This window comes from Vibrio sp. TAP-3B, from assembly GCF_057784735.1.
This window is the reverse complement of record NZ_CM173495.1, coordinates 2,058,343-2,079,121: the sequence shown is the minus strand read 5'-3', so window position 1 is coordinate 2,079,121 and position 20,779 is coordinate 2,058,343. Positions and strand designations below refer to the sequence as shown.

24 protein-coding genes are annotated in these 20,779 nt (G+C 44.9%); 20 read left to right on the top strand and 4 right to left on the bottom strand.

Annotated elements, in window-relative coordinates:
• The first annotated feature begins 23 nt into the window (after positions 1–23).
• From pilM to rplI, 14 genes are all read left to right on the top strand, one after another.
• Positions 24–1,040, top strand: coding sequence for a type IV pilus biogenesis protein PilM (gene pilM / locus AC3D28_RS09810; RefSeq protein ID WP_488534647.1), 1,017 nt, complete (start codon positions 24–26; stop codon positions 1,038–1,040).
• Positions 1,024–1,599, top strand: a complete 576-nt coding sequence (locus AC3D28_RS09805) for a PilN domain-containing protein (protein ID WP_488534646.1) — start codon at positions 1,024–1,026, stop codon at positions 1,597–1,599. The genes pilM and AC3D28_RS09805 overlap by 17 nt, the downstream gene beginning before the upstream one ends.
• On the top strand, positions 1,592–2,185 hold the full coding sequence (locus AC3D28_RS09800; protein WP_098414650.1) for a type IV pilus inner membrane component PilO: 594 nt from the start codon (positions 1,592–1,594) through the stop codon (positions 2,183–2,185). The genes AC3D28_RS09805 and AC3D28_RS09800 overlap by 8 nt, the downstream gene beginning before the upstream one ends.
• Positions 2,175–2,690 carry a pilus assembly protein PilP gene (locus AC3D28_RS09795; protein WP_488534645.1) on the top strand — a complete coding sequence of 172 codons (516 nt, stop codon included), beginning with the start codon at positions 2,175–2,177 and terminating at the stop codon, positions 2,688–2,690. Before AC3D28_RS09800 ends, AC3D28_RS09795 begins: the two co-directional genes overlap by 11 nt.
• A 25-nt stretch (positions 2,691–2,715) precedes the next feature.
• Complete coding sequence (locus tag AC3D28_RS09790; protein ID WP_488534644.1) at positions 2,716–4,452, top strand: type IV pilus secretin PilQ; 1,737 nt, start codon at positions 2,716–2,718, stop codon at positions 4,450–4,452.
• A 188-nt stretch (positions 4,453–4,640) separates the two neighbouring features.
• A complete protein-coding gene (gene aroK, locus AC3D28_RS09785; protein WP_098414653.1) occupies positions 4,641–5,159 on the top strand; it encodes a shikimate kinase AroK in 519 nt (172 codons plus the stop codon).
• Between the two features lie 30 nt (positions 5,160–5,189).
• Positions 5,190–6,290 (top strand): 3-dehydroquinate synthase, encoded by a 1,101-nt coding sequence (aroB, locus tag AC3D28_RS09780; RefSeq protein ID WP_488534643.1) that lies wholly within the window; start codon positions 5,190–5,192, stop codon positions 6,288–6,290.
• A 51-nt stretch (positions 6,291–6,341) separates the two neighbouring features.
• The gene (locus AC3D28_RS09775; protein WP_488534642.1) at positions 6,342–7,856 is read left to right on the top strand and encodes an AAA family ATPase; all 1,515 of its coding nucleotides are present in this window, start codon (positions 6,342–6,344) and stop codon (positions 7,854–7,856) included.
• Between the two features lie 69 nt (positions 7,857–7,925).
• The gene (locus tag AC3D28_RS09770) at positions 7,926–8,765 is read left to right on the top strand and encodes a Dam family site-specific DNA-(adenine-N6)-methyltransferase (protein ID WP_488534641.1); all 840 of its coding nucleotides are present in this window, start codon (positions 7,926–7,928) and stop codon (positions 8,763–8,765) included.
• Positions 8,766–8,865: 100 nt separating this feature from the next.
• On the top strand, positions 8,866–9,537 hold the full coding sequence (rpe, locus tag AC3D28_RS09765) for a ribulose-phosphate 3-epimerase (RefSeq protein WP_488534640.1): 672 nt from the start codon (positions 8,866–8,868) through the stop codon (positions 9,535–9,537).
• A gap of 230 nt (positions 9,538–9,767) precedes the next feature.
• Positions 9,768–10,181, top strand: coding sequence for a 30S ribosomal protein S6 (gene rpsF / locus AC3D28_RS09760; protein ID WP_098414658.1), 414 nt, complete (start codon positions 9,768–9,770; stop codon positions 10,179–10,181).
• 8 nt (positions 10,182–10,189) lie between these two features.
• Positions 10,190–10,492: a primosomal replication protein N gene (gene priB, locus AC3D28_RS09755; protein WP_488534639.1), complete on the top strand. Its 303-nt coding sequence runs from the start codon at positions 10,190–10,192 to the stop codon at positions 10,490–10,492.
• Positions 10,493–10,508: 16 nt separating this feature from the next.
• A complete protein-coding gene (gene rpsR / locus AC3D28_RS09750; protein WP_000090472.1) occupies positions 10,509–10,736 on the top strand; it encodes a 30S ribosomal protein S18 in 228 nt (75 codons plus the stop codon).
• Between the two features lie 33 nt (positions 10,737–10,769).
• Positions 10,770–11,222: a 50S ribosomal protein L9 gene (rplI, locus tag AC3D28_RS09745; protein WP_098414660.1), complete on the top strand. Its 453-nt coding sequence runs from the start codon at positions 10,770–10,772 to the stop codon at positions 11,220–11,222.
• Positions 11,223–11,314: 92 nt separating this feature from the next.
• On the opposite strand, the gene AC3D28_RS09740 is transcribed toward rplI, so the two are convergent.
• Complete coding sequence (locus tag AC3D28_RS09740; protein ID WP_488534638.1) at positions 11,315–12,079, bottom strand: DUF481 domain-containing protein; 765 nt, start codon at positions 12,077–12,079, stop codon at positions 11,315–11,317.
• 223 nt (positions 12,080–12,302) lie between these two features.
• On the opposite strand from AC3D28_RS09740, the gene AC3D28_RS09735 reads away from it, so the two are divergent.
• Together AC3D28_RS09735 and alr are read left to right on the top strand one after the other, a co-directional pair.
• Positions 12,303–13,703, top strand: a complete 1,401-nt coding sequence (locus AC3D28_RS09735; protein WP_098414662.1) for a replicative DNA helicase — start codon at positions 12,303–12,305, stop codon at positions 13,701–13,703.
• A 4-nt stretch (positions 13,704–13,707) separates the two neighbouring features.
• Positions 13,708–14,793, top strand: coding sequence for an alanine racemase (gene alr / locus AC3D28_RS09730; protein WP_179885619.1), 1,086 nt, complete (start codon positions 13,708–13,710; stop codon positions 14,791–14,793).
• A 38-nt stretch (positions 14,794–14,831) separates the two neighbouring features.
• Here alr and AC3D28_RS09725 read toward each other — a convergent pair whose 3' ends face one another.
• Entirely contained in the window at positions 14,832–15,251 is a 420-nt protein-coding gene (locus AC3D28_RS09725) for a secondary thiamine-phosphate synthase enzyme YjbQ (protein ID WP_488534637.1), read from the bottom strand.
• Positions 15,252–15,555: 304 nt separating this feature from the next.
• Between AC3D28_RS09725 and pgi the strand changes: the two genes are divergently transcribed.
• A complete protein-coding gene (gene pgi / locus AC3D28_RS09720) occupies positions 15,556–17,208 on the top strand; it encodes a glucose-6-phosphate isomerase (RefSeq protein WP_098414664.1) in 1,653 nt (550 codons plus the stop codon).
• Positions 17,209–17,305: 97 nt separating this feature from the next.
• On the opposite strand, the gene AC3D28_RS09715 is transcribed toward pgi, so the two are convergent.
• The gene (locus AC3D28_RS09715) at positions 17,306–17,767 is read right to left on the bottom strand and encodes a chemotaxis protein CheX (RefSeq protein WP_098414665.1); all 462 of its coding nucleotides are present in this window, start codon (positions 17,765–17,767) and stop codon (positions 17,306–17,308) included.
• A gap of 9 nt (positions 17,768–17,776) precedes the next feature.
• Positions 17,777–18,241 carry a zinc uptake transcriptional repressor Zur gene (gene zur, locus AC3D28_RS09710; protein ID WP_098414666.1) on the bottom strand — a complete coding sequence of 155 codons (465 nt, stop codon included), beginning with the start codon at positions 18,239–18,241 and terminating at the stop codon, positions 17,777–17,779.
• Between the two features lie 383 nt (positions 18,242–18,624).
• Between zur and dusA the strand changes: the two genes are divergently transcribed.
• From dusA to AC3D28_RS09695, 3 genes are all read left to right on the top strand, one after another.
• Positions 18,625–19,605 carry a tRNA dihydrouridine(20/20a) synthase DusA gene (dusA, locus tag AC3D28_RS09705; RefSeq protein WP_488534636.1) on the top strand — a complete coding sequence of 327 codons (981 nt, stop codon included), beginning with the start codon at positions 18,625–18,627 and terminating at the stop codon, positions 19,603–19,605.
• 161 nt (positions 19,606–19,766) lie between these two features.
• Positions 19,767–19,982: an envelope stress response protein PspG gene (gene pspG, locus AC3D28_RS09700; protein WP_488534635.1), complete on the top strand. Its 216-nt coding sequence runs from the start codon at positions 19,767–19,769 to the stop codon at positions 19,980–19,982.
• A 100-nt stretch (positions 19,983–20,082) separates the two neighbouring features.
• The gene (locus AC3D28_RS09695; protein WP_488534634.1) at positions 20,083–20,742 is read left to right on the top strand and encodes a TIGR04219 family outer membrane beta-barrel protein; all 660 of its coding nucleotides are present in this window, start codon (positions 20,083–20,085) and stop codon (positions 20,740–20,742) included.
• Positions 20,743–20,779 lie beyond the last annotated feature (37 nt).

The following is a 20,779-nucleotide window of genomic DNA, read 5'->3' as shown; positions in this document are numbered from 1 at the left end:
GAAATTTCGGAGCGAGAGTAGAGATGGATAAGCTAATCGTTACCGGCATCGATATAGGCCATAACAGCCTCAAAGCCGTAGTACTTAAACCCACAGGCAACAATTATGCGCTGTTGGGTTACAAAGAAATATTACTTAAGGAAGGTATTGTCGCTGAAAATAACACCATAAATCATCAAGAAATTGTCAAGACCCTCAAACAGGTGAAAAAAGAGTTACCTTTTGGGGCGACAAGAGTCGCAATTTCCGTTCCTGACAATGCAGTGATCAGCAAAAAGCTGCAAATAGAGCCAAATCTTGCTGAAAATGAAATCGAGTTTGCTGTGGTACAAGCTTTTTCTCATCAATCTCCTTTTCCTGTTGAAGAGCTGAGCTTGGACTTTGTGCGTTTGGATTCTGAAGGTGGCTTACGTGGCACAGACAGTTATCAAGTGTTTGCAACCAAGAAAAACGTAGTGGAAAGCCGAGTCGATGCATTGCAGAAATCAGGGTTAAAGCCAGTTTTGGTTGATGTTCACTCACACAGTCTTGGTCATATTTGTAAGCTGACAGCGGAGCGTTTTCCGGATAAGAGCCAGTACGGCTTATTAGACATTGGCAGCTTAGCGAGTTCTTTTACCATGTTTACCGAGCAAGGTGAGCTATTTCATAAAGAGTTTGCTTGTGGGACTCATATTGCCATTGGTCCTTCTCAAGACGATTTGCTCTCGGATGACGCACAGGCGAAAACGGAGCAGTTTAATCGTCAAGTCGTGGATCGAGTGAAGCGTCAGATACAACTTTATACTTCAATCAATGGTTCGCAAAACATCAAGGGAATCTGGTTATCGGGAGAAGGGGCTTCGACGCCTATGTTGGCGGAAGAGTTATCTCAGCAACTGGCGTTAGATTGTGAATTGCTCAATCCATTAGGGCTGTTTGAGATGAAGGTCTCCAAACGCAAGCGCCGAGCAGCAGATTGGCAACACTTTTCTACAGCGGCAGGGCTCGCAATCCGCGGGATTCACTGGCTAGGAGGCGATCGTGCTCTATCGAATTAACTTACTTCCATGGCGGGAAAACCAAAGAGAAGAGCACCGACGCCGTTTCATGGGATTGATCGTCTTAGGCCTATTTGTCGCCGTTGGCATTCAATGGGGTATCGGGAAGTACTTTGCATACCAACAGAACCAACAGCAAGAGCGGCTCGATTATCTTACTCACTATATTACCGAGCTCGATCAGCGTATTGAAGCGATGAAAATCGCAGAACAAGAACACAGCAAAATATTAGAGCGACTAAAAGTCGTTGAAGGGCTACAAGGTGGTCGGAATAAAACCACCGAGTTGATGAACTTGATGCCTTCAGCGATTCCACAAGGTGTGTATGTAGATAAGATCAAAATGAACGATCTAGAAATTGAGATCTCCGGGATTTCTGATAGCACCTCTCGCCTTGCCACCATGCTCGATAACATGGAGCGTTCCGCTAAGCTGATTGATGTCGAAATGCACTCTATTGTTCATGGTAAAGCGCGTTTTGGTAAAGAGTTCCAGACGTTCAAAGTATCTTTCATGTTCAAAGGAGCAGAAAAGAAAGAGGAGGCGCAACATGGTTGATTGGCAAGATCTCGAGATGGATGAGATTGCTGAGTGGCCGTTATTACCTCAGTTGTTGATCATCACGTTGTTGATCCTTCTTATCCAAGGTTTTGGTTATTGGTTTTACCTCAAACCAGAAGAGGAGCAGCTGAACGGTTTGATCCAGCAAGAGCAAACACTCAAAGTTACGTTGAGGATCAAAGCGAACAAAGTTGCGGCGTTGCCTCAATTGCAGTCTCAATTAGATGAATTGACGACGCGTTACGAATTACTCTTGCGACAACTGCCAGCGCAAAAAGAGTTAGCGACGATGCTGGCTTCCGTTAACGAACTGGGTATCGATAATAAATTAACCTTTACTCGTATTGATTGGGGCGAGAAACAATCGGAGCATTTCCTTTACCGGCTTCCGCTAAATATTGAATTGACGGGCGGTTTTCATGATATCGGGCGGTTCTCTCAGGCCATAGCAACGCTACCACGTATTATCACTTTTAAAGATGTGACTTGGCAGCGAGTCAGTCAAGAAAGCGAAACGCTGCACTTCCGTGTACGAGCGAATACCTATCAGTTTAAGCCAGAGGAAAAGAAAGATGACAAGTAGATCTTTGCTGGTGGCACTGGTGGGTGCGCTATTGATGGGTTGTCAGGCGAATGATGAGTCACTAACCGATTTTATTCGAGGGATAGAAGCACAAGCTCGACGAGATGTGGAAAAGCTCAAGCCGGCGGATAAATACATTGCAGTCGCGTACGCTCCCGAAGTCCAACGTGCGCCATTTGAGTTACCTAAGGAAGCAACAATTGCCACTCAACCCGTGGTAAGAAAAGACTGCTGGCAGCCACCATCCAGACGACGCAGCGGTAAATTAGAAAAATTCCCTTTAAGTCAATTACGTTTGAAAGGCGTCATGGGAATGGGCAATACGGTTTCTGGGCTGGTCCAAGCTCCGAATGGCACGGTGTATAAAGTCAAGCCGGGCCAATATCTCGGACGCAACAATGGCAAGGTTACCCATGTTAGCCACTCCTATTTATTGATTAATGAAACGCTGCCCGATGGCTTAGGTTGTTGGCAAAAACGTAAAGTTAAGTTGGCTTTGAGATAGCCCCATTTATTTTTGATATTGAGTAATGAAAATGAGACAAGGATTAACACGTACACCAAGGATACTAACCGGGCTATTCTCCTTATGGTTATTTTTACTTCTAGCCCCTGTCGCTATAGCAGAAGATATACCGTCTAATGCTTTAAAGAGTATCGACTTTCGCACCAATAAAGACAAAGATGCGGTTATCGTAGTCGAGCTCGCTTCACCTACGGCAATCGTCGATATAAAGCGTGTGCAAGAGGGGTTGAGTATCGACTTACTTAATACTTCAGTGAAAGACGAGCAACTTTATCTCCTTGACGTGGAGGATTTCTCTACCGTTGTTGAAAGTGTGGAAGTATTTCGTGAGACTTCCACAACACGCTTAGTTGCTTATATCGATGATGATTATACTCACAATTATCGCCTAACTGGCCGTTTTCTGGAAATCAAAGTCGCCAAGCTTAAGCCAGATGAAAAAGCGCCAGATCAAAGTATCTTAGAAAAGGAAGGTAAGTTGATTTCGATTAACTTCCAAGACATTCCTGTGCGTAACGTCTTGCAGTTGATCGCCGATTATAATCAATTTAACTTGGTGGTATCTGACTCGGTTGAAGGCAACCTAACGCTTCGCCTTGATGGGGTACCATGGCAGCAAGTGCTCGATATCATATTGCAAGTAAAAGGTTTGGATAAGCGTGTTGATAACAACGTGATTCTGGTGGCGCCTACTGATGAACTTGATTTGCGTGAAAAGCAACAATTAGAAAAGCAAAAACTGGAAGAGGAAATGGGCGAGCTTTCGTCTGAAATTATCAAAGTAAACTTCGCTAAAGCCTCAGATATTGCAGAGATGATCAATGGAGAAGCGAACATCAGTATGTTGTCAGAGCGAGGCAGTATGACGATAGATGAGCGCACTAACTCGTTATTGATTCGTGAACTACCAGAAAACATTAGAGTGATCCGTGAAATTATTGAGTCATTAGACATTCCGGTAAAACAGGTTCAAATCGAAGCTCGCATTGTGACTATCAATGAAGGCAACATGGACGAGCTAGGCATTCGCTGGGGCTTTACATCCATTAATGGTGATAATACCGTTGGTGGCTCTATTGAAAACAACCTCGCAACAATTGGGCTCTATGACGGTGGTGGGGAAGGAGAAGATGGCGGCAGCGGTATTGATGACTTCCTAAACGTAAACTTAGCCGCGACCAGCCCGAATGCGAGCAGTATTGCTTTCCAAGTGGCAAAGCTAGGTTCCGATACTCTGTTAGATTTAGAGCTTTCGGCTCTTCAACAAGAGTCTAAAGCAGAGATCATTTCGAGCCCGCGTCTGATCACCACCAATAAAAAACCAGCGTATATTGAGCAAGGTACAGAGATCCCTTATCTGGAATCATCTTCCAGTGGCGCGACCTCGGTGGCGTTCAAAAAAGCAGTATTAAGTTTGAAGGTTACACCACAAATCACCCCTGATAACCGCCTAGTGTTGGACTTAAGCGTCACGCAAGATAGGCCTGGACAAGTGGTTAAAACTGGTACTGGTGAAGCCGTTGCGATTGATACACAGCGTATCGGGACACAAGTTTTAGTCAATAACGGTGAAACTGTGGTGCTTGGCGGTATTTTCCAACACAGCATCACTAACTCTGTCGATAAAGTGCCGTTATTGGGCGATCTACCGTTATTAGGCGCTCTTTTTCGCCGAAGTTACGAGAATGTAGGCAAAAGTGAGTTGCTGATTTTCGTCACTCCTAATGTGGTTATTCAGTAGTACTGCCTCGGGAAAAAGTGATTAAATCAAAAATAAAGTTGCAATAGTGGCACCATGCTTGGATAATTTCGGGTCTTATCACGAATTATCTGTGAGGAACTGGTGTCACAAGCCTTGTAGAACAGCGGCTTTGCTGTGTTTTTCTTGTGGCGATCTTATTGAATCAATGTTGTAAATTACTGCTAAACATGGCTGAGAAACGTAATATTTTCCTTGTTGGGCCAATGGGCGCCGGCAAAAGTACAATTGGTAGACATCTAGCACAGCAACTGCATATGGAGTTTGTTGACTCCGATACAGTGATCGAAGAACGCACTGGTGCAGACATCTCTTGGGTTTTTGATGTAGAAGGTGAAGAAGGCTTCCGCAAGCGTGAAGAAGCGGTACTTGAAGACCTAACACAAGAGCAAGGCATCGTGCTTGCGACTGGCGGCGGCTCAGTAATGAGTAAAGAAAACCGCAATCGTCTTTCGGCACGTGGTGTTGTTGTTTACTTAGAAACGACGATTGAAAAGCAACTTGCGCGAACTAACCGTGACAAGAAGCGTCCTCTACTTCAAACGGACAATCCGCGAGAAGTATTGGAGCAATTAGCTCTCGAACGTAACCCGCTATACGAAGAAGTAGCGGATTACACTGTCCGCACTGATGATCAGAGTGCAAAAGTGGTAGCCAATCAGATCGTAAAAATGCTAGAAGAGAGATAAGTTGTATCTTTTTTAAATTGGAGCAAACCGATGGAACGGATTACGGTCAATCTAGCTGAGCGTAGCTACCCAATCTCTATTGGCGCCGGGTTGTTTGAGGACCCGGCGTACCTCTCTCAAGTTCTCTCAAATAAAAATGCAAAACAAAAAGTCGTTGTGATCAGTAATGTCACAGTGGCCCCTTTGTATGCAGACAAAATTCTTAAGCAACTCGAGTCTCTCGGTTGTAGCGTATCATTGTTAGAGTTGCCTGATGGCGAGCAATATAAAAACTTGGATGTATTTAACCAAGTGATGAAATTCTTGCTAGAGGGAAATTATGCTCGAGATGTGGTGATTATTGCATTAGGCGGCGGGGTCATTGGCGATTTAGTCGGTTTTGCTTCGGCATGTTACCAGCGCGGTGTGGATTTTATTCAGCTCCCCACAACCTTATTATCACAAGTTGACTCTTCGGTTGGTGGTAAAACGGCTGTCAATCATCCGCTGGGGAAAAACATGATAGGGGCATTCTATCAACCTAAAGCGGTCATTATTGATACCAATTGCTTGACGACTTTGCCTGAACGCGAGTTTGCCGCTGGTATCGCGGAAGTGATCAAATACGGTATTATCTATGATGCTGCTTTCTTTGACTGGTTGGAAGAAAACTTGGATCGCTTGTATGCGTTAGACGAAGCGGCGCTTATACATGCAATTGCTCGTTGTTGTGCGATCAAAGCTGAAGTGGTTGCTCAGGACGAGAAAGAGTCGGGCATTCGCGCGTTGTTGAACTTGGGACATACCTTTGGGCATGCAATTGAAGCCGAGCTTGGCTACGGTAATTGGTTGCATGGTGAAGCCGTGTCAGCTGGCACAGTGATGGCCGCCAAAGTATCACATTTGCGTGGTCTCATCTCGGAAGAGCAGTTTGAGCGGATCGTCGCGATTTTACGCCGCGCTAACTTGCCAGTACATACACCGGACAGCATGAACTTTGATGATTTTATCAAGCATATGATGCGAGACAAGAAAGTGCTCTCTGGTCAATTAAGGTTGGTTTTACCAACAGGTATTGGCAGTGCTAAGGTGGTGGCTGACACGACACACGACGTGCTCAAACAAGCCATTGACTTCGGTCGCGATATTTAACCTTGAAATGGCGCCCTAGGCGCCATTCTTGATGTGCATTAAGGTTACTGGATGAGTTTTGCTCACGCTCTGGAATTAGATTCTCAAACCGAGTTACTCGAACGACTGGGATTACTGACAAACTTTGGTTCTAACTTGATCGCGATTAATGGTCATGATGGCTATGGGAAGTCTTGGTTAGCACAGCGATACCTTGAAGTGGGTGCAAGTAATAAGAACCAGTGCTTGTTACTTTGTCATGAAAATCAAGATGATGTGCAGCGTCGTATCCTTATTTTGAGCCAGTTAGTTTCAAACGCGTTGTTTAATCAACAAGAGCCTTTGCTTGATAGCCTTGCACGGCTATTGGGGGGAGAGCCGTGCGATATCGTGATTGTGGTTGATGATGCTCATTTGTTGAGTGAAACGTTGGTGTCTGAACTATGGATGCTAGTTTTGGAGGCGCACCAAAAGCCAAGCTGGACTATTAACGTATTACTGTTTACGCAATCTGGATGTTTGGAAGGGCTATTGTCACGCCTCAGTTATGGGCAAGAAATCAAGCCTGTCGAGCTCGATATTGATGTACTATCTGAAGTTGAAACTCGTCGTTTCTTCGAATCCTTGGTTGCACGATACGTAGATGATGATTCCGAGAAGCGGGTTCGAGAAGCATTTAAAAAAGTCGATCCAGTTCCGGGAGAGATCATCGCGTTAGGAGGGATAAAAATGGAAAAAAGGATTATTATCCGCTCGATTGTCGGATCTCCGCTGAATATTGCGCTGGTGGTGCTAGCGTTATTATTATTTGCGGCTGGTGGCTATTGGTGGATGTTCAATCAACCAAGCCCTAATGATAAAGCCCAGCTCATTACAGGCAGCTTAGAGCAAACCGCAATCCCAACCCTCGCAGAGTCGGAAAACAGTACCGTAGAATCGACATTACAGTCTGTGGACGATGGTCTAGGAAGTCGTGTTGATGATTCTGATGCCATTGATGACTCAGGTTCTTTGCCGCCAGCGGTGACTGATGAAGTTGCCAGTGTTGGTAGTGATGATCAACAGCAGAGAGTAGTGATTGAATCGAATGTGGTCGATGCGTTGCTCGAAGGAAATGCGAAGTCTGCTGATACACAAGCGATTGATGACGTTGTCGGCACAAAAGAAGAATCACAGGTTTCAAGTGAACCAAGCTCTCCATTCATCCAAGTGGTGAAGCCAAATGACGGTGCGGCTCACAGCCCAGCACAACCTGAAGCGGAGGAGAGCAAGCCTGTGGTTAAGTTTTCGTTTGCTCGTGAAGAGTTGAAAAAACTGTCTCCACGCGCGTATACCTTGCAGCTTGCCGCAATGACATCAATGGAAGAAGTACAAGCCTTTCTCGACCAGCATCAACTGAATAATCAGGTGCGTATTTATCCAACGGTTCGGAGTGGCATTGAGTGGTATATCATCACTTACCAAGATTATCCGACCATACAGTTGGCTCGCGACGCGGTTAACAAGTTGCCCGGTTCGGTTAAGTCGGTGAGTCCGTGGGCAAAATCGCTCAGACAAGTTCATCGCGAAATCGAGCGAGTGAAATAAACCTGAGCTTCGCTGAAAAATATGTTACATTCCGCAGCCTTAATTTTTGGTCGATAGATAGAGCAGTAGATGAAAAAGCAACGGGCCTTTCTAAAGTGGGCAGGAGGAAAATACGGACTGGTTGAAGACATCCAACGTCATTTACCACCGGCTCGAAAGCTAGTTGAACCTTTTGTTGGTGCAGGCTCCATATTCTTGAATACTGATTATGACCATTATCTATTAGCGGATATCAACCCTGACCTGATTAACCTCTACAACTTGCTCAAAGAACGCCCTGAAGTGTACATTTCAGAAGCGAAGCGATGGTTTATTGCTGAAAATAACCGTAAAGAAGCTTATTTACATGTTCGTGCTGAGTTTAATAAAACTGACGATGTGATGTATCGTTCTTTGGCGTTTTTGTATATGAACCGTTTTGGTTTTAATGGCCTGTGTCGTTACAACAAAAAAGGCGGCTTCAATGTACCATTTGGTTCATACAAAAAACCTTACTTCCCAGAAGCAGAACTAGAGTTTTTTGCTGAAAAAGCCAAGAAAGCGACTTTCGTGTGTGAAGGCTATACAGAAACATTTCGTCGAGCACGCAAGGGCTGTGTGGTGTATTGCGATCCTCCTTATGCACCCTTGTCGAATACTGCAAATTTCACCTCTTATGCGGTCAATGGTTTTACGTTGGATGACCAAGCGGCATTGGCTGATATTGCTGAAAGAACGGCAATAGAGCGCGGCATTCCGGTATTGATCTCAAACCACGATACGACCTTAACGCGCCGTTTGTATCATGGCGCAGATTTGAGCGTGGTCAAGGTAAAGCGTACCATTAGCCGCAACGGCAATGGACGCAATAAAGTTGACGAATTGTTGGCTCTTTTCAAAGCGCCGGACTTAGACTGCTCGACTTTATAATTCTCACACTATATTTCACCTAAATAGTGGATCTCCCCACTGGCTTCGGTAGAATTGCGCAACTACGTTTGCTATTTGCTCGTTACTACTGAGGTCAGGTATGAAAGATTTTCTTATTGCTCCATCCATTTTATCGGCTGATTTTGCTCGCCTAGGTGAAGACGTTGAAAAAGTACTCGCGGCAGGGGCGGATGTGGTGCATTTCGATGTTATGGATAATCATTATGTACCAAACCTGACTTTTGGTGCACCGGTGTGTAAGGCGTTACGCGACTATGGTATTACTGCCCCAATCGACGTGCATTTAATGGTCAAACCTGTAGATCGTATTATTCCTGATTTTGCCAAAGCTGGTGCATCGATGATCACATTTCATGTTGAAGCGTCTGACCACGTTGATCGCACCTTGCAGTTGATCAAAGAGCACGGTTGTAAAGCAGGTGTGGTACTCAATCCTGCCACACCACTTACACAGCTTGAGTTCATCATGGACAAAGTGGACATGATCTTACTTATGTCGGTAAACCCAGGTTTTGGTGGTCAATCTTTCATTCCTCATACGCTCGATAAACTTCGTGCGGTACGTAAAATGATTGATGAGTCTGGTCGCGATATTCGTTTAGAAATCGATGGCGGCGTGAAGTTAGATAACATCCGTCAAATTGCTGAAGCGGGTGCAGACATGTTTGTTGCTGGCTCCGCAATCTTTAGTCAGCCAGACTACAAAGCGGTCATCGATAAAATGCGTGAAGAGCTCGCACACGTAAAATAAGCGCTTTAACGTTCTGATTTAAAAGGCTGTCATCCCCATGATAGCCTTTGTGGATTCTAACCTCGACGAAATAAAATATCCGCCGCGCTAAGCAAATAATCACTTGCCTATTTTTCCTCCTTTCTGTACTATTCGTGCTCCTTAAAACTCAGTCAATTATCTTTAGTTCCTTGCTTCCTCTGGACGACTGAGCCAATTGTGGAAGCTGAATAACCCGTAAGGAGCAACCCATGCGTCATTACGAAATTGTATTCATGGTGCACCCAGATCAAAGCGAGCAAGTTGCTGGCATGATCGAGCGTTACACTGGTTCTATCACTGAAGCTGGCGGTACTATCCACCGTCTAGAAGACTGGGGTCGTCGTCAACTGGCTTACCCAATCAACAAGCTTCACAAAGCTCACTATGTTCTAATGAACGTTGAAGCTGACCAAGCTGTTATCGATGAACTAGAAACTGCTTTCCGTTTCAACGATGCAGTTCTACGTAACATGATCATGCGTACTAAAGCAGCGATCACTGAGCAATCTATCATGCTTAAGCAAAAAGAAGAGCGTGCTCCACGTCGTGAAGAGCGCTTTGAAGCTAAGTCAGAAGCTAAGCCTGAAGCTAAGCCTGAAGCTAAGTCAGAAGCTGCTGAGTAAGTTTTGTTATGACCAATCGAATGGAGCTGAGCGGCGCAATTGCTAAACCGCCCATTCGTAGTAAAAGCCCTGGTGGAATTGAACACTGTCGATTTTGGTTAGAGCATCGCTCTACTGTTATCGAAGCTGATTTACCTCGACAAGTTTATTGTCGAATGCCAGTAGTTGTCAGTGGGCTTGGGTCACCAGAACTAACTCAGAATTTAGTACAAGGTAGTAACATTAAGGTAAGTGGCTTTGTGACTTATCAAACCGGCCGAAATGGTGTTGGGAAATTAGTGTTACATGCCGACAATATTACTCAAATTTAAGATCAGGAGATAGCCCATGGCTCGTTTCTTCCGTCGTCGTAAATTCTGCCGTTTCACTGCAGAAGGCGTACAAGAGATTGATTACAAAGACGTAGCAACTCTTAAAAACTACATCACAGAAGCTGGTAAAATCGTACCTAGCCGTATCACTGGTACAAGCGCTAAATACCAGCGTCAACTAGCACGTGCTATCAAGCGTTCACGCTACCTAGCTCTACTACCGTACACTGACAAGCATCAGTAATCGGTTCATTTTATTAAGAAAGAGGATTAAGCAATGCAAGTTATTCTACTTGATAAAATTGGTAACCTAGGTGGCCTTGGCGATACTGCAAACGTTAAATCTGGCTACGCTCGTAACTTCCTTATCCCACAGGGTAAAGCTGTTATGGCAACCAAAGCTAATATTGAAGTGTTTGAAGCTCGTCGTGCTGAACTAGAAGCTAAAGTTGCTGAGCAATTATCTGCTGCAGAAGCTCGTGCAGAAAAAGTTAACGCTCTAGAAGCAGTGGTAATTGCTTCTAAAGCTGGTGACGAAGGTAAACTATTCGGTTCTATCGGTACTCGTGATATCGCAGATGCAATCACTGCAGCTGGCGTTGAAGTTGTTAAGAGCGAAGTTCGCCTTCCTGAAGGTGCTCTACGTACAACTGGTGAGTTCGAGATCAGCGTTCAACTTCACTCTGAAGTTTTCGCAACTGTGAAACTACAAGTTGTTGCTGCTGAGTAAGTTCAGTATCAAGACGAAATAGTAAAAAGCACCTTTTCGGAGGTGCTTTTTTTATGCCTGAAATGAGAGCGAAGCGAAGAGAGAGCCGTAAATTAAAAAGCGAAAAGTAGGTTTACTGAAAAGACACTGTCTGCTTTGTTTAAGCCTTCCGGTACTTTATCGTGGTATTGACGTGAGTGTGCCAGTTTTAAAGCGATGGCTTCCGTAATATTATTTGTTGCGCTGAGCTCACTGTCCGTACGCGTGTTACTTTCCCCAGTAACCAGTGTAATATCTGCAGCAAAACTTAAATTGTCGAGTGCATGCCAAGTGGTATTGATATTACTTCGAAAAATCCCTTCTCGAACAATATTTGGAAACACAATATCGTCGTCATCAATCTCATCTCGGTTTGGTTCTTGATAACGAAAACCAGGGCCAACCTCGACTTCTAAAATGAAGTTTTCAGTGTAAGAGAATTGGTAACCTAAACCGCCCGATAAGGTGTAATCTTTAAAGTAGGCACTGTAGCGAGAGTCCACCCCTTTAAAACTGGCGTACAGGTAGGTTTTAGGGCCTAATTTATAGTCGCTTTGCACTCCATAAGTTGATGTGCGCTTGTCTTCTTCACCATCTTTATAAAGATTGTAATACTTCCACTCACCATTAGAACGATGCCGACCCGAGGTGTATTCCGCACTCAAACGAGTATTCAGGGAACGAGAGTCCGTGTTACCTGTGTGAGCTTGATAACCGAACTCGACTTCTGTTGTAAGTGGTTCTGATACATCAATTCTTTGCTCTGGCTGTACTGATTCATCAGCGTACGATGCACCTGCGCAAAGTAGACTAAAGCTAAGTAACCAGTATCGGAACACATCAACCTCGAAGGCAATTAAACAGGAGGGGCATGATAGTGATACAGATATTTTGTCGGGTCAATGGCAAGTTAAATTTTTATTAGAACGGGGCAGAATTCCCGGCCTATTACTTTCTGCTATGCACATGTTGATTTCTTAACAAGTAATTGTCGCTTCGGGGAAGCATCTCAGTTAGGTTAAGGTTATAATCGTGGGTCATTAGTAGTTATCGAGTAAAGTCATGGCGGGAAATAGAAATCGAAAACCTTCAGACAGTCAGGTCGACGCAATCAAAGTGCCACCTCACTCACTAGAAGCCGAGCAATCAGTCATTGGTGGTCTTCTACTGGACAATGAACGTTGGGACACCGTCGCCGAACGTGTTGTTAGCAGTGATTTCTATAGCCGTCCACATCGTCTGATTTTCGAAGGTGTTAAAGCCATTCTTGAAGCGGGTAAGCCTCTCGATCTTATCACGCTGTCGGAGTATCTCGAACGCCACGAGCATTTAGAAGATGTGGGGGGATTTGCTTACTTAGCTGACTTGGCTAAAAACACGCCAAGTGCCGCGAACATCAATGCTTATGCTGACATCGTTGCAGAGCGTGCGATTGTGCGTGGCCTGATTGGGGTAGCAAACGAGATTGCTGATGCGGGTTATGATCCACAAGGGAGAAGCTCGGAAGATCTTATTGATATGGCGGAGAGTAAAGTTTTCGCTATTGCCGAATCGCGTACCAGTGAAAATGAAGGCCCACAGAACGTTGATAACATCCTCGAGAAAACGCTAGAGCGTATCGAGCTGTTATATAAATCACCACAAGATGGAGTAACAGGGGTCGACTCTGGTTTCACTGATCTCAACAAGAAAACCGCAGGTCTACAAGGTTCTGACTTGGTGATCGTCGCAGCACGTCCATCAATGGGTAAGACAACCTTTGCGATGAACTTGTGTGAGAATGCGGCGATGCAACAAGATAAACCCGTTTTAATTTTTTCTCTAGAGATGCCAGCAGAACAGTTGATGATGCGTATGTTGGCTTCTCTTTCTCGCGTTGACCAGACCAAAATCCGAACTGGTCAATTAGATGACGAAGATTGGGCACGCATTTCTTCTACTATGGGTCTCCTGATGCAGAAGAAAAATATGTACATTGATGACAGTTCCGGCTTAACTCCAACAGAAGTTCGCTCGCGAGCTCGTCGTGTCGCACGTGAGCATGGCGGCCTGTCTATGATCATGGTCGACTACCTTCAGCTAATGCGTGTGCCGGCTCTTTCGGATAACCGTACGTTAGAAATCGCCGAGATTTCACGCTCGTTGAAAGCGCTGGCAAAAGAATTGAATGTCCCGGTTGTGGCATTGTCGCAGCTTAACCGTTCCCTCGAGCAACGGTCGGATAAACGTCCGGTAAACTCGGACTTGCGTGAATCAGGTTCTATTGAGCAGGATGCCGACTTGATCATGTTCATCTACCGTGACGAGGTTTACCACCCAGATAGCTCATACAAAGGTACGGCAGAGATCATCATCGGTAAGCAACGTAACGGCCCAATCGGCTCTGTGCGTCTCACCTTCCAAGGACAACATTCGCGCTTTGATAATTACGCGGGTCCTGCATTTGATATTGATGATGAGTAATCGCATGAGCTATATGAAAGCCGCCAAAGCATGCATTAACTTGTCTGCGCTGCAGCACAATTTGCAGCGCGTTAAGGCTCAAGCGCCACACAGTAAAGTGATGGCTGTCGTGAAAGCCAATGGTTATGGCCACGGGTTACGCCATGTTGCCAAACATGCCAACCATGCTGATGCATTTGGTATCGCGCGCATTGAAGAAGCGTTGCAACTCAGAGCTTGTGGTGTAGTGAAACCGATCTTATTGTTAGAAGGTTTTTACTCGTCGGGTGATTTGCCCGTGTTGGTGACGAACAACATTCAAACTGTGGTGCACTGTGAAGAACAGTTGGTAGCGCTGGAACAAACGGAGCTAGAAACCCCGGTTGTCGTATGGCTGAAAATTGACAGTGGCATGCATCGTTTAGGCGTTCGTCCTGAGCAATACGCTGAATTTGTTGCGCGATTAAAAGAGTGCCCGAATGTAGCTAAGCCGCTACGTTACATGAGCCACTTTGGCTGTGCGGATGAGCTTGATAGCCCTATTACCCCACAGCAGATTGAGCTGTTTAAGTCGTTGACTTTAGGTTGTCAGGGGGAGCGTTCACTTGCTGCGTCTGCGGGTTTGCTGGCGTGGCCTCAAAGTCAATTGGACTGGGTTCGTCCTGGGATCATCATGTATGGTGTTTCGCCATTCGATGACAACACTGCACAAGATCTTGGCTATCAACCAGTGATGACGCTGAAATCACATCTCATTGCAGTACGTGAAGTGAAACAGGGAGAAAGCGTTGGCTATGGTGGTATGTGGGTCAGTGAGCGAGACACAAAAGTGGGCGTGATTGCTGTGGGTTATGGTGACGGTTATCCAAGATGCGCGCCAAATGGTACGCCAGTTTGGGTTAACGGACGTAAAGTTCCTATTGCTGGGCGAGTTTCTATGGATATGTTAACGGTCGATTTAGGCCCTGATGCGACCGATAAAGTCAGTGATGAAGCGATTCTTTGGGGGAAAGAACTTCCCGTCGAGGAGGTTGCTGGGCACATCGGCACCATCGCTTACGAATTGGTCACTAAGTTGACTTCTCGTGTTGAGATGGAGTACTCACAATAAACAATAAAGGCTAGCCTTCAGGTTAGCCTTTATTATATTTATTCGCCCTGAATGGTTGCGATGATACGGCGGCTTCCGCCACAATCACGATGTTCGCCCAAGTAAATACCCTGCCATGTTCCTAACCCTAATCGACCGTTTTGAATCGGTAGCGTCACACTGCTGCCCATAAGAGATGCTTTAATATGCGCAGGCATATCGTCATCCCCCTCATAGGTGTGTTGATAATACGGGGCACCTTCTGGAACATATTGATTAAAATGGGACTCCATATCCATGCGAACCGTCGGATCGGCATTCTCATTTAACGTCAAGCTGGCGGACGTATGCTGAATAAATAGGTGTAATAAACCTACAGAAATTTCGTTTAGTTGTGGTAATTGTTGTTCAATTTCATCAGTAATTAAGTGAAACCCACGAGGTTTTGCTTTTAATTGCAGTGTTTTTTGTGTCCACATACGTCTTCCTTTGGAAATTTCTAAATTGGCGACTATCCTGTTCCAATTAGAGCCTGTCATAAGTAAATGATAGGATTCTTCTAATCATGAAATGAATGGCTCAAATTCAGGACGGGGAACGTGACCTAACTCAATGTGAGTGTAAAAGCACTCGGTCATAATTAGCGCCTGAAAAAAAATTACAAGACTTGTTTTGTGGCAAATCGCCCAAACATTTCATTATATGCTATTTGCTAAATCGGGGATTCCACAGTTTCGCTAGACTGTAAGGAATGGAACCTACTGTAACATTGGGATAAAGACCATGTTGAACAATATCAATCCAACGCAAACACAAGCTTGGAAAGCGTTAACAGCGCATTTCGAATCTGCACAAGATATGGATCTTAAAGAATTATTTGCTCAAGATGCGGCGCGTTTTGACAAATACTCTGCACGTTTCGGCTCAGACATCCTAGTCGATTACTCAAAGAACCTCATCAATGAGGAAACGCTGAAGCATCTGTTCGCCCTTGCTAAAGAGACTGAGCTGAAGTCTGCAATTGAAGCGATGTTTAGTGGTGAGGCTATTAACCAAACAGAAGGCCGCGCCGTTCTTCATACTGCACTGCGTAACCGTGCTAACACGCCAGTCATGGTTGATGGCGAAGACGTAATGCCAGCGGTCAACGCGGTGCTAGAAAAAATGAAATCATTCACTGAGCGCGTAATCGGTGGTGAATGGAAAGGTTACACAGGCAAGGCAATTACCGATATCGTGAACATCGGTATCGGTGGTTCTGACCTTGGCCCTTATATGGTGACGGAAGCTCTAGCGCCATACAAAAATCATCTAAACCTTCACTTCGTGTCTAACGTCGATGGTACTCACATCGTTGAAACGTTGAAGAAAGTAAATCCAGAAACGACACTATTCCTAGTGGCATCTAAAACCTTTACGACTCAAGAAACCATGACAAACGCACACAGCGCTCGTGATTGGTTCCTTGCAGAGGCAGGCGATCAAGCGCACGTGGCGAAGCATTTCGCGGCGCTTTCAACGAACGCGACAGCCGTGTCTGAGTTCGGTATCGATACTGACAACATGTTCGAGTTTTGGGACTGGGTTGGCGGTCGTTACTCACTATGGTCGGCAATTGGTCTTTCCATTGCATTAGCCGTTGGTTTTGACAACTTCGTTGAGCTGCTTGAAGGTGCTCACGAGATGGACAAGCACTTCGTATCAACAGACCTAGAAAGCAACATCCCTGTGATCCTTGCACTTATCGGTATTTGGTATAACAACTTCCACGGTGCGGAATCAGAAGCTATCTTACCTTACGATCAGTACATGCACCGTTTCGCGGCGTACTTCCAGCAAGGTAACATGGAATCAAACGGTAAATACGTTGACCGTGAAGGCAATGCTGTGACTTACCAAACGGGCCCTATCATCTGGGGTGAACCAGGTACTAACGGTCAGCACGCGTTCTACCAGCTAATTCACCAAGGTACTAAGCTGATCCCATGTGACTTCATTGCACCTGCAATCAGTCACAACCCAGCTAGCGATCACCACCAAAAACTGATGTCCAACTTCTTTGCACAAACTGAAGCATTAGCGTTTGGTAAGAGCGAAGAAACAGTGAAAGAAGAGTTGGTGAAAGCAGGTAAGAACGCTGAAGAAGTGGCAGCGATTGCGCCATTCAAAGTGTTTGAAGGTAACCGTCCAACAAACTCTATCCTCGTGAAGCAAATCACTCCTCGTACGTTAGGCAACTTGATCGCAATGTACGAACACAAAATCTTCGTACAAGGTGTTATCTGGAACATCTTCAGCTTTGACCAATGGGGCGTGGAGCTAGGTAAACAACTGGCTAACCAAATCCTACCTGAGCTTGCCGATGAGTCTCAAATCAGCTCGCATGACAGCTCAACAAACGGTCTAATCAACGCATTTAAAGCTTATAAAGCGTAATATTCGGTTATAAAAGAAAAGGTCAGCAAATGCTGACCTTTTTATTGCCTGAGGCAAAAACAAAATAGGCTGGCCAGTGCCAACCTATTTTTCTCTTTTATTCGAAGCAAATTTCGATAAAGGCATTTCCCCACTGTGAAGAGAAAGGCATGATGATGATTGAGCCTTCACACTTGTGGCGAATCGTATGGCCTCGGCCAGAAACCACTACCGGTGTTGCCATATCAAAATCAAAACCACTTTCAGCCAGAATGCGTTTCGCACCACCAGTCACCATATTGGTGATCTCGCCCACCATATCGGTGACTTCTTCGTTAAGTCCGGTAGGACGTTCACCAAGCATGTTCTGCATGATTTCCAGTGCTAACGCTTCATCAAAGGTAATTGACATTGAACCACGAGTTTGTGGGCCGACCATGCCAATCAGACCAGAAACGTCACCTCGTGCGATCTCATCCTTTTTGATTCGCGGTTTTTGTGGCTTCAGTTCAAGAGAAGCCATGGTTTTTAGTACGTTCATTAAAGAAGCTAAAAACGGGTTTACAAATTCAGCGCGCATAACGTTCTTCTATACTTTTTCTTTTGTCTCGGAGGAACAGGCCTGGCATTCACCATGAGTTTCAATCACTTGGTTGGTCAGTTTGAATCCATGCTTCTCGGCGTTTTCAGTTAATAAGGATATCAGCGTCTCATCTTCAAGTTCAACGACATCACCACATTTATCGCAAATTAGCAGTTGGAAAAAGTGCTGTTGAGTATTGAAAGAGCAACAAGTAATAAAGCTATTTGTTGATTCTACTCGATGGATAAAACCTTGCTCGAGGAGAAAATCTAACGCTCGATAAACCGTTGGGGGCTTGGCCTGAGGTTCACTCTCTTTCAGTTGTTCCAATAACTCATACGCACTTGAGGCACGACGATTAGAACAAATAAGTTCAAAAACGCGTCGACGTTGCGGAGTCAATCGTACTCCACGCTCTGCGCAGATACTTCCAATTTGTTCAATGATTGTTGGGTTCAAACCTTTCACCATAACTATCGGGCGTGCTCTATGATAAATCATTTCTATACGAAGTTCGTTTAGAAACTCTGCATTTTACCTGCTATCAGAACGAAAATCATGGATTAAAGCAAGTCGATGTCGGGGTGAAGTCGGAATAATTGTTACAGAGTGAGCGAACTTGTGATATTCGCATCTTTCCTTAATTGCTAACATGTTGCCAAAGGATCCTAGAGACTTTATTGACGACTTTTGAGTGAGAGTGACGAAATCTTCAAATCGTCGCCGGGTCAGCAAAGCAAATCATTCTTGCTGAAGCTAGCACCTTGAGGTGACTTGGGTATACAATACCCGACTTATTTTTTGAGCGTACTGCTGCGCTCGACCTTGGCAACATAAAAACGGGTGTTTAAATCATGACTCATTCTTGCAGGCTATCTGTAGCGCCAATGCTCGATTGGACCGATCGTCATTGTCGCTATTTCCATCGCTTAATGACCAAAGAAACCCTGCTGTACACCGAAATGGTGACCACTGGGGCGATCATTCATGGAAAAGGAGACTTCCTCGCTTATAACGAACAAGAACATCCGTTAGCTCTTCAATTAGGCGGTTCAAACCCAGCAGATTTAGCCACCTGTGCCAAGTTAGCTCAAGAACGTGGTTATAATGAGATCAACCTCAACGTAGGCTGTCCATCTGATCGCGTGCAAAATGGTCGTTTTGGTGCCTGTCTAATGGCAGAACCCCAGCTCGTCGCCGACTGTGTCGCCGCGATGAAAGCTGTGGTTGATGTACCCGTCACCGTAAAAACGCGTATTGGTATTGATGATCTAGATTCTTACGAATTCTTAACCGACTTTGTCTCTATTGTGTCTGAGAAAGGCGGTTGTGAGCAGTTTACTATTCACGCACGTAAAGCTTGGTTAAACGGTCTCAGTCCGAAAGAAAATCGCGAGATTCCACCATTGGATTACCCTCGAGCTTACCAGTTGAAAAAAGACTTTCCGCACTTAACCATCGCAGTTAATGGTGGTGTGAAATCGCTAGAAGAAGCGAAAGTGCATTTACAGTATCTTGATGGTGTGATGATCGGCCGTGAAGCGTACCAAAGCCCATACACGCTCGCGTCGGTAGACCAAGAGTTGTTTGGCTCTAATGCGCCAGTAAAAAAACGCAGTGAGATTGTTGAAGAAATGTATCCATACATTGAAGCACAACTAGCCAAAGGCGCGTATCTTGGTCATATCACCCGGCATATGCTGGGTTTATTCCAAAGCATGCCGGGTGCGCGTCAATGGCGTCGTTACATCAGTGAAAATGCGCACAAGCCGGGAGCTGGTCTTGAAGTTCTGCAAGAGGCACTGGCGAAGATCCCCAAAGAATTGAACGTGTAAAAATTGCCATTGATTGGTGAAAGTAACCACCTAAACAATGAAAAGCCAGAGTGTAGAAACACTGCTGGCTTTATTTTTATATATAAATCAGGGTATTAATCGATTTTGATTAATTGGTATGGAAACTGCTGTAATGACTAAAAACAAATGGAGACGTGATCATGTTAGAGCTAATCTTTATTTTAGTATTTGCGGCGACGTTATTAGTAACGGGTATCACGATGATGACGGTACTCGCAGCTACGGGCATTGCGTTAGTTGTGATGTTTGTATTGGGTATGGTGGGTGTGGTCCTTAAATTATTACCGTGGTTAATTGTCATTGCTTTGGGTGTTTGGTTTTTCAAAAACTACGTAATCCAGCCGCGTTATAAGTAAAGGCTGCGGAGATTTAGTTGATAGGGAGGCGTGAGAATATGGTATATTTTCTCTCACGCCTTTAACGTTAAATATCAGCTACCTCGGAGTAAATAATCACATGATAAACAAAGCGGCCTTCGCTTTAACGGCTGTGTCGTTGGCAGCATCTTTCCCTGCTTTCGCAGAGTACTCTGTGTCCACAAAGGTTGGCGCAGAGGTATGGGGGGCGGATACAAAGGTTAATGAAGTAAGACGAGACCGTCATACCACAGGGATTTTTTATGCGGCAATCGAGCATGACGTAAAGTATGTACCTAATGCACGCCTACGTTACTCGAGTGTAGATGCTGATTATATGGGCTTTGATAAGCTCGATTTAACGTTGTATTACCAAGTATTAGAGCATGAATTATTGCATTTTGATGCGGGGATTACGTTCAGTAATTTAAGCGACACTAAATACATTGATGCCGGCTCGCCAAAACGTGTAGAAGAATTTGATGAACTAGTTTGGGCTTGGCATGGTTATGCGGAAATTCAGGTTCCAAACACTCACTTTGATGTGATTGGTGAGATGAACTTTGGCGATAACAAAGGGATCAAAAGCACAGATTTAATGGCAGGAATTCAATACCACGTGCCTTTCAAAGATTCTCAGTTGGCTTTCCGCAGTGGTTACCGCGTAATTGACTTAGAATCGGAGTTATTCCTGTCTAATTTAGGTAAAGAGTTTATCTTTGCCAATGGCTTTTTTGTGAGCACCGAGTACGTTTTCTAAAGTTGTACATTTTTATTTTTTAAAACGTCGCCTTATA

What these genes read in the sequence shown, in the direction of transcription:
- dusA (WP_488534636.1), top strand. Translation starts at nt 18,625, where the DNA reads ATGACTCATTCTTGCAGGCTATCTGTAGCGCCAATGCTCGATTGGACC.
- alr (WP_179885619.1), top strand. Translation starts at nt 13,708, where the DNA reads ATGAGCTATATGAAAGCCGCCAAAGCATGCATTAACTTGTCTGCGCTG.
- AC3D28_RS09770 (WP_488534641.1), top strand. Translation starts at nt 7,926, where the DNA reads ATGAAAAAGCAACGGGCCTTTCTAAAGTGGGCAGGAGGAAAATACGGA.
- aroK (WP_098414653.1), top strand. Translation starts at nt 4,641, where the DNA reads ATGGCTGAGAAACGTAATATTTTCCTTGTTGGGCCAATGGGCGCCGGC.
- AC3D28_RS09695 (WP_488534634.1), top strand. Translation starts at nt 20,083, where the DNA reads ATGATAAACAAAGCGGCCTTCGCTTTAACGGCTGTGTCGTTGGCAGCA.
- rpsF (WP_098414658.1), top strand. Translation starts at nt 9,768, where the DNA reads ATGCGTCATTACGAAATTGTATTCATGGTGCACCCAGATCAAAGCGAG.
- aroB (WP_488534643.1), top strand. Translation starts at nt 5,190, where the DNA reads ATGGAACGGATTACGGTCAATCTAGCTGAGCGTAGCTACCCAATCTCT.
- pspG (WP_488534635.1), top strand. Translation starts at nt 19,767, where the DNA reads ATGTTAGAGCTAATCTTTATTTTAGTATTTGCGGCGACGTTATTAGTA.
- rplI (WP_098414660.1), top strand. Translation starts at nt 10,770, where the DNA reads ATGCAAGTTATTCTACTTGATAAAATTGGTAACCTAGGTGGCCTTGGC.
- AC3D28_RS09775 (WP_488534642.1), top strand. Translation starts at nt 6,342, where the DNA reads ATGAGTTTTGCTCACGCTCTGGAATTAGATTCTCAAACCGAGTTACTC.
- zur (WP_098414666.1), bottom strand. Translation starts at nt 18,241, where the DNA reads ATGGTGAAAGGTTTGAACCCAACAATCATTGAACAAATTGGAAGTATC.
- pilM (WP_488534647.1), top strand. Translation starts at nt 24, where the DNA reads ATGGATAAGCTAATCGTTACCGGCATCGATATAGGCCATAACAGCCTC.
- AC3D28_RS09735 (WP_098414662.1), top strand. Translation starts at nt 12,303, where the DNA reads ATGGCGGGAAATAGAAATCGAAAACCTTCAGACAGTCAGGTCGACGCA.
- AC3D28_RS09715 (WP_098414665.1), bottom strand. Translation starts at nt 17,767, where the DNA reads ATGCGCGCTGAATTTGTAAACCCGTTTTTAGCTTCTTTAATGAACGTA.
- AC3D28_RS09795 (WP_488534645.1), top strand. Translation starts at nt 2,175, where the DNA reads ATGACAAGTAGATCTTTGCTGGTGGCACTGGTGGGTGCGCTATTGATG.
- rpe (WP_488534640.1), top strand. Translation starts at nt 8,866, where the DNA reads ATGAAAGATTTTCTTATTGCTCCATCCATTTTATCGGCTGATTTTGCT.
- AC3D28_RS09800 (WP_098414650.1), top strand. Translation starts at nt 1,592, where the DNA reads ATGGTTGATTGGCAAGATCTCGAGATGGATGAGATTGCTGAGTGGCCG.
- priB (WP_488534639.1), top strand. Translation starts at nt 10,190, where the DNA reads ATGACCAATCGAATGGAGCTGAGCGGCGCAATTGCTAAACCGCCCATT.
- AC3D28_RS09725 (WP_488534637.1), bottom strand. Translation starts at nt 15,251, where the DNA reads ATGTGGACACAAAAAACACTGCAATTAAAAGCAAAACCTCGTGGGTTT.
- rpsR (WP_000090472.1), top strand. Translation starts at nt 10,509, where the DNA reads ATGGCTCGTTTCTTCCGTCGTCGTAAATTCTGCCGTTTCACTGCAGAA.
- pgi (WP_098414664.1), top strand. Translation starts at nt 15,556, where the DNA reads ATGTTGAACAATATCAATCCAACGCAAACACAAGCTTGGAAAGCGTTA.
- AC3D28_RS09790 (WP_488534644.1), top strand. Translation starts at nt 2,716, where the DNA reads ATGAAAATGAGACAAGGATTAACACGTACACCAAGGATACTAACCGGG.